Annotated in this window: 10 protein-coding genes; 6 read left to right on the top strand and 4 right to left on the bottom strand. The window is 41.8% G+C overall.

Annotated features, from left to right (window positions below):
• Nucleotides 1-37 precede the first annotated feature (37 nt).
• Together ACO4R2_RS04975 and ACO4R2_RS04970 are read left to right on the top strand one after the other, a co-directional pair.
• On the top strand, nucleotides 38-1,060 hold the full coding sequence (locus ACO4R2_RS04975) for an FAD:protein FMN transferase (protein WP_484769409.1): 1,023 nt from the start codon (nucleotides 38-40) through the stop codon (nucleotides 1,058-1,060).
• The gene (locus ACO4R2_RS04970; protein ID WP_484769408.1) at nucleotides 1,057-1,794 is read left to right on the top strand and encodes a Crp/Fnr family transcriptional regulator; all 738 of its coding nucleotides are present in this window, start codon (nucleotides 1,057-1,059) and stop codon (nucleotides 1,792-1,794) included. Before ACO4R2_RS04975 ends, ACO4R2_RS04970 begins: the two co-directional genes overlap by 4 nt.
• On the opposite strand, the gene ACO4R2_RS04965 is transcribed toward ACO4R2_RS04970, so the two are convergent.
• Entirely contained in the window at nucleotides 1,791-2,438 is a 648-nt protein-coding gene (locus ACO4R2_RS04965) for an HAD family hydrolase (protein WP_484769407.1), read from the bottom strand. The genes ACO4R2_RS04970 and ACO4R2_RS04965 overlap by 4 nt on opposite strands.
• 42 nt (nucleotides 2,439-2,480) lie before the next feature.
• Here ACO4R2_RS04965 and ACO4R2_RS04960 point away from each other — a divergent pair, with 42 nt between their 5' ends.
• Nucleotides 2,481-3,872, top strand: coding sequence for a glycoside hydrolase family 125 protein (locus tag ACO4R2_RS04960; RefSeq protein ID WP_484769406.1), 1,392 nt, complete (start codon nucleotides 2,481-2,483; stop codon nucleotides 3,870-3,872).
• A 297-nt stretch (nucleotides 3,873-4,169) separates the two neighbouring features.
• On the opposite strand, the gene ACO4R2_RS04955 is transcribed toward ACO4R2_RS04960, so the two are convergent.
• Genes ACO4R2_RS04955 through dnaE form a run of 3 tightly spaced genes read right to left on the bottom strand, consistent with a single transcriptional unit; the run spans nucleotide 4,170 to nucleotide 8,716 of the window.
• Nucleotides 4,170-4,499, bottom strand: a complete 330-nt coding sequence (locus ACO4R2_RS04955; RefSeq protein ID WP_311490899.1) for a hypothetical protein — start codon at nucleotides 4,497-4,499, stop codon at nucleotides 4,170-4,172.
• Nucleotides 4,500-4,502: 3 nt separating this feature from the next.
• Entirely contained in the window at nucleotides 4,503-4,817 is a 315-nt protein-coding gene (gene trxA / locus ACO4R2_RS04950; protein ID WP_009348242.1) for a thioredoxin, read from the bottom strand.
• A 47-nt stretch (nucleotides 4,818-4,864) separates the two neighbouring features.
• The gene (dnaE, locus tag ACO4R2_RS04945) at nucleotides 4,865-8,716 is read right to left on the bottom strand and encodes a DNA polymerase III subunit alpha (RefSeq protein WP_484769439.1); all 3,852 of its coding nucleotides are present in this window, start codon (nucleotides 8,714-8,716) and stop codon (nucleotides 4,865-4,867) included.
• A gap of 686 nt (nucleotides 8,717-9,402) precedes the next feature.
• On the opposite strand from dnaE, the gene ACO4R2_RS04940 reads away from it, so the two are divergent.
• From ACO4R2_RS04940 to ACO4R2_RS04930, 3 genes are all read left to right on the top strand, one after another.
• Entirely contained in the window at nucleotides 9,403-10,401 is a 999-nt protein-coding gene (locus ACO4R2_RS04940; RefSeq protein ID WP_484769405.1) for an AAA family ATPase, read from the top strand.
• Nucleotides 10,402-10,520: 119 nt separating this feature from the next.
• Nucleotides 10,521-11,387 carry a DUF58 domain-containing protein gene (locus tag ACO4R2_RS04935; protein WP_484769404.1) on the top strand — a complete coding sequence of 289 codons (867 nt, stop codon included), beginning with the start codon at nucleotides 10,521-10,523 and terminating at the stop codon, nucleotides 11,385-11,387.
• Between the two features lie 87 nt (nucleotides 11,388-11,474).
• Entirely contained in the window at nucleotides 11,475-12,554 is a 1,080-nt protein-coding gene (locus ACO4R2_RS04930; RefSeq protein WP_484769403.1) for a hypothetical protein, read from the top strand.
• Nucleotides 12,555-12,574 lie beyond the last annotated feature (20 nt).

The raw sequence follows: 12,574 nt of genomic DNA, 5'->3' as shown, positions 1-12,574 counted from the left end.
CAACGGTAAAAGAACTTTTATTTTAATATTTGATAGAATGATTGGCCCTTTTCCTTTAGGTAAGTTTTGGCGTAGCAAATGGGGTGTTCTCCTTTTTCTTGCACTCACTGTAGCAACGATCTTTATTCTTAGAAAATCGAACTCAGCTGTTCCGCAGTACGACGAAGGCCCTATCTTTGGAACAGTATATCATATTAAGTATAAATATGATCACAATCTAAATAAAGAGATTCTTACAGAACTGGACCGTGTGGATAATTCTATGTCCATATTTAATCCAACTTCTACTATTTCGAAAATCAATGCGGGGACTGACTCAAAGACTGATGAGCTTTTTCGGGAGGTCTTTTCCTTGGCAGAAGACATATCGAAGGAAACTAACGGAGCATTTGATATCACTGTGGCTCCTTTGGTGAATGCGTGGGGATTCGGCTTTAAAAATCAGCAGTTGCCCACAAAGTTGCAAGTGGATAGTTTGCGCTCACTCGTGGGTTTTAACAAAGTGAGTTTAGATGGTATAATGTTGAAGAAAAAAGACCTGAGAGTGATGCTCGATTGTGGAGCTATTGCCAAAGGATTCGGCGTGGATTGTGTGGCACGTTTGTTTAATCGCTTGGGAATTAGCGATTATATGATAGAGATTGGCGGAGAGGTTCGAACGCATGGAAAAAACTTTGAGGGAAAGCCGTGGACTATTGGGATCCAGCGTCCTTTGGTTGGAGAAAATGAAGTTTTGTCTGCAATGCATCTTCAGGAAAAGGCTTTGGCAACTAGTGGGAATTATCGCAATTTTTATGTGAAGAACGGGCGTCGTTATGCTCATACGATAGATCCTCGTACGGGGTATCCTGTACAGCATAGCTTGCTGTCGGCTTCTATTATCGCATCCGATTGTGCCACAGCCGATGCCTACGCCACAAGTTTTATGGTCTTAGGCCTGGATGGAGCAAAGGAAGTGCTGAGTAAGCATCCAGAACTGAAGGCCTATTTGATTTATGAGCAGAACGGGAAACTACAAGTCTGGATGTCGCCAGGCTTGGAAAAAAATATAGTAGAATGATGATGGAAAAACAAACAGGCAAAGAGTCGCAACCTCATAGGAAAGACTCGCCCTCTTCGCCTTCGGAGAGTTTTATTTTCGACAAACTTTTACAACTTCCTCTCTTGCAAGGAATGGGACGCGCAGATGTGTTGACCATTGCAGGACAGGCCAAGATTGGCTTTGTGAAAAAAGAGAAAGGTTCTTGCATTGTAGAGCAAGGAAGCGTTTGTCAAAGCCTCATTTTTGTAGTAGAAGGGGAGGTCTGTACGTACACGTCAAGTGCAGATCGTGGCTATCAACTCACGGAATGGATAAATCTTCCTCATGTGATTCAACCAGAATGTCTTTTTGGTGTTCAGACACGCTATCTTCGTAGTGTTTATGCTGCAGGGAAAGTTCAATTGCTTGAGATTACAAAATCAGCGGTGCGCGATTTTCTGTTCGACTTCCCAACGTTTCGTATCAACTTTCTGAATATTTCCTGTTGGCAGTCGCAACAATATATGCGTAGGCTGTGGGAAAATTATGCTACAACAATAGAAGCGCGTTTTGTTCAGTTTGTTCTGCACCGCTCACAGCGTCCTGCTGGAAAAAAGGAACTGAAAATAAAAATGACGCGTTTGGCCGAAGAACTCGGAGAAACGCGCCTAAGTGTCTCCTTTATGTTACGCAAATTGGAAGCAAAAGGGCTCTTAGAAAGTAACAGGCAGAGAATCACGATTCCTGCTTTTGAGCAACTCGTTAATAGTTAGGGCAATAACGAAGTAAGTAGCTCAGCGGGGTGATGAATAATCGTAGTGACTCCTATCTCTTGCAGAAAGGTTTCATCGCGAAAGCCCCATGAACAAGAGATACAAGGGATACCTGCGTTTTTTGCTGTTTCAAAATCCACCTCGCTATCACCAACGTAGACACTCTCGTTCTTTCCACTTCCTAATTGTTGCATTGCTGCCCACACTGTATCGGGATTGGGTTTTCTCCGCACTTTTGCACTTTCACCTACGGCGATAGGGATGCAATCTTCAAAGAAACGATGAGCTAATTCTTTCACAGCATCGTTTCCCTTGTTAGAAACGATGGCCATCTTTATACCTTTCTCTTTTAGGTTTTGGAGCATTTCTCGAATACCTGCATAAGGTTTGGTTGTGTCCAAACAGTGCTCTTGATAATACGACTTAAAAGTGTCTAAAACTTCAGCAATTTTGCTTTCTGGTGTATTCTCTGGTACGGCGTGTGAGATAAGATATTTATAACCATTGCCCAAAAACATACGAATCTCAGAGAGGGTGCGTTTGGGGAAGTTGTGAGCGTAAAGGGAAAAGTTCACACTGTCCACTAAATCCTGTAGAGTATCAAGCAAAGTTCCATCTAAATCAAATATGACTGTCGTTATCATTATTTCTACTATATTTGCAAATGCAAAGATAAAGAATCTCTTATGAAATATCACTTGTTTGGCTTTGCAGCCTTCTTGTCGCTGTCGATTTCAGCCCAGCGCCCAGAACTTTCACAACGTAAATTTAGTTCTCCCGTAGTGGAGAAGTGTATCAAAACGATTTCTGCCCGTATCACTCAACCCAAAGTTCGTGAGATGTTTGCGCAGTGTTTTCCCAACACCTTGGATACTACGGTTCGTTATGGAAAAACATCAGATGGCGACGACGACACGTTTGTTATCACGGGAGATATTCCTGCTATGTGGTTGCGTGATAGCAGTGCTCAAGTGTGGCCTTACCTACGTTTTGTTTCCAAAGATCCCAAGTTAGCTCGTTTGATTCGAGGTGTATTGCGCCGCCAGTTCCGGAGTTTGCTTATCGATCCTTATGCAAATGCTTTCATGGAATCTCCTGATTCAATGAGTACCAACTGGACGGGCGACATCACTGAAATGAAGAAAGGCGTCTTTGAACGTAAGTATGAGCTCGACTCTCCATGCTATCCCATACGCTTGGCTTATGGCTATTGGAAGGCAACGGGGGATAAGACAGTTTTCGATAAACTTTGGGTGGATTGCATTCGAGAGGTGCTTACAACTCTGCGTGCTCAGCAGCGTATGGATGGCACTTCTCCATATCTTTTTATGCGTCGTACGCACGCAATGCACGATACACAATCCAATAGTGGCTACGGGCATCCTGGAAAACCTTGCGGCCTTATAGCTTCATCGTTCCGTCCATCCGACGACAGTACAGTGTTCCCTTATAACATTCCCGGAAACTTCTTTGCCGTGAGTTGTCTTCGCAAGGCGGCTACTATCCTTCGCGATGTGAACAAAGAATGGGCTTTAGCAGATAGTTGCCAAGCGTTGGCGGAGCAGGTGCAAGCCGCTCTCAAGCAATACGCAGTGGTAAAAACAGCAGATTTTGGTGAAGTTTATGCTTTTGAAGTTGATGGTTTTGGTTCTCATCTACTGATGGACGATGCAAATATCCCCTCGTTGCTTTCTCTTCCCTATATTGCCGATATTCCTGTCGATGATCCCATTTATCAAAACACGCGTCGCTTCGTCTGGAGTAAATCTAATCCTTATTTCTTCTCGGGGAAAGCAGGTGAAGGTATTGGCGGTCCTCATGAAGGAATTGGCTATATCTGGCCTATGTCTGACATTATGCTGGCTATGACTTCTACTGATTCTACTGAAATTAAAGCAGCTCTACAGCGCCTCATTACCACAGATGCTGGAACCAATTTTATTCATGAAGCTTATCGTCAAGAAGATGCTTCTAAGTTTACACGTACTTGGTTTGCTTGGGCTAATACTCTTTTCGGAGAACTTGTCTTGCATCTTATTGACAATAATCAATTAGAACTTTTGAATTCTCTCAAATAAGGCTTTGAGCGAACAGTTATTTTACTTGTTGGCTACCTGCAAGCTTTTCTCGGTTTGTTATAAAGAGACGAGGGCTTGCAGGTAGCTTTATTGAGTATGAATAAATAGTATTATGCATCTCCTTTTACAAACTCTCAAATTTCCTTATTGCATTTGAAAATACAATAAAAATGTCAGCTGACGTAATAAGGATGTCAGCTGACAGGATAAGGATATTTACGAAGAGGCGTAAGATGCGATGATATAAAATAAAAAAGACCGTAGTCATATAGGCTGTGGTCTTTTTTATTTATACTTTTATTCGTCTAGAGAATGGCTATCCATTTCGGCTTCTACGATGAAGATAAGATCTTCGGGAGAAAAATTACCGATATGTTCTCGTTTAGCTGTTTTTGCTAAGTAAGCAGCAATAGCTTCAATATCGATATCTATGAATCCATCTTTATCGGGCTCTGCATCAAGGATACCACTTTCAGCGTAGTATTCAGTGATGACATCTAGGAAGTAGTAGAGTTGTTCTTCAGTGAACTTCTCTTTTAGCTCCTGCGGTATTTGCTGTTGAATAAAGGCAACAGTCTGTGCGTCATCGAGCTCGTCTTGCTGGAGTTCTTCTTCAAAACTTGCCATGTCTTAAAGGAGTGTGTCAAACTTTTCAGCAAACTTGCTTTTGGGAGCAGCACCTACCATGCGGTCGACAAGTTCTCCATCTTTGAAGAATAGAATTGTTGGAACGCTAGCAATACCATAGCGAGCAGCCAATCCTGCACATTCCTCAACATCAGCCTTGCCTACAGTAACACGGCCTTCGTATTCTTCTGCCAATTCAGTCATAATTGGGGCTACCTTTTTGCAAGGACCACACCAAGTGGCTGAAAAGTCAACTACAAGAGGTTGCTTTGACGCTAATTCTGCATCGAAATTCTGTTCAGTGATAATTTTTTCCATATTATATTTGTTTTAGTTCAATGTATGCGGGACAAAGATAATGCCATTTATCCAATTTCATATTCTAAACAAGGACTTTCTTCTAGGAAAGTGATGAGATCTGTATCTACAAGTGCAAAGCAACTTTGCGACATCAGCTGGACGTTCATCTTTGTTTCATCGTCGTAAACGTGGAATATAACTTCAGTATGGCCTTCATCGCGGCTCATTATTGAAGCAAGTTCTGTTGCGGTGTTTTGGTCTAGGCGATTCACGTGAATAGTTATATTGATGCGTTGAATAATTTTATCTTTCACGTCACCTAAGAACTCTACTTTTCGGACTTGTACTTCGTATTCATCTTGATTGTAACGTCTTGGCCCAACAAAGGCAGTGATGAATACGGAATTACCAATGTTCATATAACCACTCCAGCGAGCCCAGTCTTCTCCCCAGAATGCAATCTCACCACTACCGCTATAATCTTCTATCGTAACAAAGCCGTAGGGATTTCCATTCTTTTTAGTGAAACCTGTTCGTACATTGGTGATAATGCCGCCAAATGTGATATCGCGCTTAGCCAAGGCTGATACTTCTTCTAGTTCGGGCATTCTGGTTGTACATATTTTCTCGATAATAACTTTGAAGTTGTCGAGCGGATGTCCTGAAATGTATATGCCAATAAGGTCGCGTTCTTTGTTGAGTTTCTCTAAGTTACTCCATTCAGGGAGGCCTTGAGGAATCATAGGCTTAGAGATTTCTATGGCATTGAAGTCTCCAAAGAGTGAATTTTGGGCTGTGTTATTCTCCATCTGGAATTGTTGGCCGTAGCGAACAAGTATATCAATAAAGGTCTCCCCGTTTTCGCCTTTTTCAACAAACTGTTCACGAGCTATGCCAAAGCTGTCAAAAGCCCCTGCTGTTGCCAGGTTTTCGATGTTCTTCTTGTTGCAACTTGATAGGTCGATACGTTCCACAAAATCGTAGATATCTTTGAATACCCCATTTTTCTTTCGTTCGGCAATGATATTTTTCATTGCCGCCTCTCCGCAACCTTTAATAGCAGCAAGTCCGAAACGAATTTGGCTATGGTGATTGACGCTGAACTTCATCATCGATTCATTGATGTCTGGACCTAAGGTATCTATTCCTAAGCGTTTGCATTCGTCCATCAACTTTGTGAGCGTTGTGATATTCGTTAGCCACGAGTTCATATCGCCTGCCATAAATTGTGCGGGATAGTGTGCTTTCAGATAGCCTGTTTGATAAGCTATCCAGGCATAGCAAGCAGCGTGACTCTTATTGAAGGCATAAGAAGCAAAGGCGCGCCAGTCATTCCATATTTTCTCCAGTGTCTTTTCATCATACCCCTTCTTTGTTCCACCTTTGATGAATTTGGGGTACATATGGTTTAGCTTATCGATGAGCTTCTTACCCATAGCTTTGCGTAATGTGTCACTCTCTCCACGGGTGAAGTCGGCAATTTCACGACTCAGCAACATCACCTGTTCTTGATAAACGGTGATTCCATAAGTATCTTTCAAATACTTCTCCATGCAAGGTAAGTCGTAAGTAATAGGTTCTTCACCGTGCTTACGTTTAATGAACGAAGGAATATAAGCAATAGGTCCTGGTCGATAGAGAGCATTCATCGCAATAAGGTCGCCTATGCAGTTGGGCTGCAATTCGCGTAGATATTTTTGCATACCAGGAGATTCAAACTGGAACGTACCAATCGTTTCCCCACGGCTGAAGAGCGCGTAAGTTTCATCGTCATCGAGCGGTATCTTTTCAATATCTACTTCAATACCAAGGCTATCGTGAATATTCTCCAATGTATCCTTAATAATCGTCAGAGTTTTTAGTCCCAAGAAGTCCATCTTGATGAGCCCAGTTTCCTCAATGACGCGGCCTTCATACTGCGTGCAGTGGAGTTTTTCTCCCGTCTGTTTGTCTTCAGCAGTAGATACAGGTACCCAATCGCTGATTTTATCACGACAAATGATAAATCCGCAGGCGTGTACACCAGTGTTGCGTACATTGCCCTCTAGCATGCGAGCATAACGGATGGTATCGCGCATGAGCGGATTGGGAGACGTCTCTGCTTCACGAAGTTCAGGTATTGCCTTTATGCAATTATCTAAGTTCATTTTTGGTGATTTCCCGTCTGGTCCTTCGGGGAGTTTATCGGGGATGAGTTTGCAGAGGCGGTTGCTTTCGGCAAGTGGTAACTTTTGCACACGCGCTACGTCCTTGAGAGCCAATTTTGTGGCCATCGTGCCGTATGTAATAATATGTGCACAGTTTTCTTCTCCATACTTTTGTGTAACCCACTCTAAAACGCGTCCACGTCCGTCATCATCAAAATCAACATCAATATCGGGCAAAGATATACGGTCGGGGTTAAGGAAACGTTCAAACAGCAGGTCGTAGGCAATAGGGTCAAGCTGTGTGATTCCCAAACAATAGGCTACACAACTTCCTGCGGCAGAACCGCGTCCTGGTCCCACGCTAACGTTCAGTTCTTTGCGTGCGGCGTTGATATAGTCTTGCACTATGAGAAAGTAGCCCGGAAAACCCATGGTCTTCATTATATGCAATTCGAAGTTGATGCGTTCTTTTACCACATCACTCAGGGGTTCACCATATCGTGCAATAGCTCCTTCGTAAGATATTTTTGCAAGAAAGTCGGCTTCAAACTTGATTCGGTAGAGTTTGTCGTAGCCGCCAAGATTCTCAATCTTTTTGCGGCCCTCTTCCTCGCTCATTATTTCATTCCCATTCTCGTCGCGAGTAAATTCTTTGAAAAGATCTTCTTCAGTGAAACGTTGGCGATATTCTTCTTCTGTACCAAAACTTTCAGGGATGGCAAAGTTAGGCATAATAGGCGAGTGATCAATGCTGTATATCTCTACCTTGTCGCAAATCTCACTCGTATTTTGTATGGCTTCGGGAATGTCATAGAAAATCTCATTCATTTCCCGTTGCGTCTTAAACCACTCCTGCTTGGTGTACATCATTCTTTTCGGATCGTCCAAATCTCTGCCAGTAGAAAGGCATATCAACCGATCGTGCGCCTCTGCGTTCTCTTCTTCTACAAAGTGTACGTCGTTAGTACATACAAGTTTTATATTGTGTTTACGAGCTATATCAATAAGAACCTTATTTGCTCGTTGTTGTAAGCCAAAAGTTTCCTTGTTTGCTTTAATCGTCTTATCTTTTACTTCGTGTCGCTGAAGTTCAAGATAGTAGTCATCACCAAAGATATTTTTAAACCACAAGGCCGCCTGTTCTGCACCTTCAATGTCGTCACGCAGAGCCTTTGATGGAACTTCTCCCGCAATACATGCAGAACAAATAATGAGCCCTTCATGGTACTTTTCCAATTCCGCATGATCTGTACGCGGTCTCATATAGAAGCCATCCACCCAAGATTTTGAAACCAGTTTGATAAGATTGTGATAACCTTTTTCGTTTTTGGCCAAAACAATCAAGTGATTACCCCCCTGATCTTGACGTCCTTCTTTTAACTTCATGGAACGTCGAGCTACATACATTTCACAGCCCAAAATTGGCTTGAAATTAGCACGCCGCTCTAATAAAGGCATTTGTGCTTCGATACTCTTCAATAACTCTTCATCAGATACTCCCGCATCAGGGTCTTCTTCCGGCCGTTTGTATGTGCCTGCTTGAAGGGCTTCCATTTTTGCCTGCGCAGCAGCCAATTCATTTTTTGCTTTTTTGATTTCTTTCTTAGAAGTATTGAAAAATTCCTTGATCCCCATCATGTTACCATGATCGGTGATAGCCATTCCTTTCATCCCGTCTTTCATGGCCTTTTTCAAGAGAGCGGAAATAGAGGATTGTCCGTCAAGAATAGAGTATTGAGTATGAACGTGTAAGTGTACGAAATCTTCCATATCTGTTGTGATAAAGTTTCCAAAAGTACGAAGAAAATATAGAATAGTGAACACCCTATAAGTTCTTGTCATTTTTTTAGCACTCTCCCTTACCAAGAAATATAGAATATTGTTGTCATGTTGTCACAAAGGTGTATAGTCATTGATATACAGTGATTTAATTGAGTAGTAATGGTGCCTTTTGTCGTCACATTGTTGTCACGCGTATAATGCATACACTTTTAGTCGTTTATGAGAGAAATGTGACAACATGGCGACGTGACAACAAAAAATAAAATGGAGGAGAGGGAAGAGAATCATTCTTGATTTTGTTTTCCTTATTGAAGTCACTGCTATAATAAGGGCGTCATCTAACGAAACAAGAATGTCAGTTGATAGCCTTGTTGTATTCCCAAACGTAATAAGGATATTTGAGATAATATAAAAGAATTAAAAGTCTTCCAAATGGATTTTTGTTTATATAAGTATTTGTGTACAATGTTCTTGCAGTTCTTTTAAGTGTTTTTGAAAGAATGTAATTTCTAAATCTTAGAGAGTATAGGTTTCTTCTCCAAATATTGAATAATGCGAGTAAAGTTGGCATTACTGTTCTTGAAGATGTTGTCTTTCTTGCTTTTTTGCACTTTTTATAGATGCCTTAAAGGGAAAAGAACTACTTTTGTCAGCAAAATAAAAATCGATTTAATATGGCAAAATCAGTAGATATTCGAGAATTAAATGAGCAAATAGAGGCTCAAACAGGCTTTGTGACCGATTTGGAAACAGGTATGTCGAAAGTCATAGTAGGGCAGAAATATCTAATTCGTTCTTTGCTCGTTGGTTTACTTAGTAATGGCCATGTGCTTTTGGAAGGTGCTCCAGGACTTGCCAAAACGTTAGCCATTAAAACACTGGCGAAACTCATAGAAGGAGATTTTAGTCGTATCCAGTTTACTCCCGATCTCTTGCCTTCTGATGTTATAGGTACACTTATCTATAGTCAACGTGAGGAACGTTTTGAAACAAAGAAAGGCCCCATTTTTGCCAATTTTGTTTTGGCAGATGAGATTAATCGTGCTCCAGCAAAGGTGCAGAGTGCACTACTTGAAGCGATGCAAGAGCACCAGGTGACGATAGGTGAGACCTCTTATTCTTTGCCAGACCCTTTCTTGGTCTTGGCTACCCAAAACCCAATAGAGCAGGAAGGGACTTACGAACTTCCTGAAGCCCAGGTGGATCGCTTTATGCTAAAGGCTCTGGTGGACTATCCTACTTTAGAAGAAGAGAAGACCATCGTTCGCTCTCATCTCAGAGCAGATTATTCAGAAGAGGTACATTCGGTAATTGATGTGAAGGGTATAATAAAAGCCCGCGAGGTCGTAAAGCAGGTTTATGTGGACGAACGTATTGAGCAATATGTGGCCGATATTGTGATGGCCACAAGAAATCCGGAGAATTATGGCCTAGCCGACTTGAAGAAATATATCAACTTCGGCGGCTCTCCGCGCGCTAGTATTAATCTGGCTTTGGCTGCTCGCACCACAGCTTTCCTCAAACGTAGAGGCTATGTGGTGCCAGAAGATGTGCGCGAAATTGTTCATGATGTTTTGCGTCATCGTATAGGTCTTACTTATGAGGCTGAAGCCGAGGAGATAACAGCTGATGGCATTATTAAAGCTATTATTGATAAGGTCGAAGTGCCCTAAGTTCTTTAGAAGCAGTTTCTTTAAGTAGGATAGCATCTTTAAGAATAGATTAGAGAAACTGTGGCATAAATGTAAAAAGATGAAAGTAGGAAGAGAGTAAAATTCCAAGACGAGATATAGTGGATACAGAAGAATTATTGAAGAAAGTAAGGCGCGTAGAGCTTAAAACTCGCGCTTTGACAAATAATGTATTTGCAGGTGAATATCGGTCGGCTTTCAAAGGTAGAGGAATGTCGTTTGCCGAAGTGCGTGAGTATCAGCCAGGAGATGATGTTCGAGACATTGATTGGAATGTAACAGCGCGTACCAACCGCCCTCATATTAAAATATATGAAGAAGAAAGAGAGTTAACAGTAATGTTACTGATTGATGTGAGCGGTAGTCTTGTTTTTGGTTCGGGGGAGAGTTCTCAGCGCGACGTGGTCACGGAGATTGCTGCAACATTGGCTTTCTCTGCTGCGCAAAATAACGACAAGGTGGGAGCCATCTTTTTCTCTAATCAAGTGGAATACTTTATTCCTCCCAAGAAAGGGCGTAAGCACGTACTTTATATTATCCGAGAACTACTGAACTTTATACCTAAGTCGCGTCGTACAGATATAAGTGTAGGCTTAGAGCATCTTATGCGTGCAATTTCGCGTCGCAGTATTGCTTTTCTACTCTCCGATTTTTTAGATTCAAAAGATTATAGCCAGCAACTCCGAATGGTAGCTCATCGTCACGACTTAGTGGCTGTAAGAGTTTATGATAATCGTTTGGCACAGCTTCCCAATGTCGGTCTCCTGCAAGTAGCAGATGCTGAAACGGGCCATGTTGAATTGTTAGATTCTTCCAGCGAGAAAGTGCGTCAATGGTATGAGGCCCATTGGGTGAAATCGCAGAAGCGTTTAGAAGATACTTTTAAAAAAAGTGGCATCGGCCTAGCCTCATTGGCTACAAATGAAGATTACATCGAAGGTTTAAAGCGTTTGCTACACAATCGATAGAAAGAAGAAGAAAGCCTTGTAGCTTTCAATCGTTTGCTACTGCGCCTTTGGGTTGCGATAGAAACATAAATGAGAAATAACGAGCGAATGAAAATTGTTGTTATTCGAAATATTTTTTTATTACTTATTTGGATGACAGCCTCGGTCACAATGGCGCAGGTTGTTGTTGAATCAAAACTTGATACATCTGAAATCCGTATTGGAGAACAGGTGCAGATACAAGTGAAGGTAATGGCTGGACCATCGCAACGTGTGGTTTTTCCTCGGTATGAGAAAGGACAGGATTTAATACCTGCTGTTGAAGTGTTGGTCGCCACTCGTGTAGATACTACATTGTTGAATGCAGGAAGGCGCATAGAGCTGAAGCGCCGCTACACAGTGACAAGCTTTGATTCCTCTCTCTATAATATTGTTCCCTATGTAATAGTGAATGGCGACACTGTGCGCTCGAGAAATTCTGTGGGATTGAATGTAAATACAGTCCCCGTAGATACAACTCACTATGACCATTTCAATGGCCCCTTTGCTCCTGTTGATATGCCCTTTAGTTGGACTTGGCATTTGTGCTTTCTCTCGCTCCTGCTCATTGTGATGCTAGCTCTGGTTGTTATGTTGGCCATACGTTTGTCTAACAAAGCTCCTCTTACAAGAGTTGTAACAGTGCAGCAACCTGAAGCGCCACACCTTGTGGCAATGAAAGAAATTGAAAAGATGAAACAACAGGTGGATTCTTCTGCTTTATCTCACAAGGTATATTACGAACACCTCACCAGTATCTTACGAACTTACATTAGTCAACGTTTCGGTATCAATGCGCGAGAGATGACATCTCAAGAAATTATTAACGCCTTGTCCATATCAAATGATAAAGTAGGTTTGAAGGAGTTGCAGGAACTTTTAAATACAGCTGATCTCGTTAAGTTTGCCAAATATGAAAGCTCTTTTATAGAAGCGAAACATGATTTGTTTGTAGCGGTGAATTATGTCAATGAAACCAAACAACCCGAAGTGGAGAGACCAGTCCAGAAGAAGGTTGTTGTTATTGGTGGCGAACAAAGGCAGCAGCGTATACGTATCGGAATGTATATAGGTATAGTTCTCTTGGTCTTGGGTTCCTTAGCTTTATTAGTTTATCTGTTGGAAGAAATCGTTAATACCTTCCTTTGATAATTATCGTAATCGTATTA

This window comes from Alloprevotella sp., from assembly GCF_057240785.1.
The sequence above is the reverse complement of the archived record's forward strand: the minus strand, read 5'-3'. Positions and strand labels throughout refer to the sequence as shown.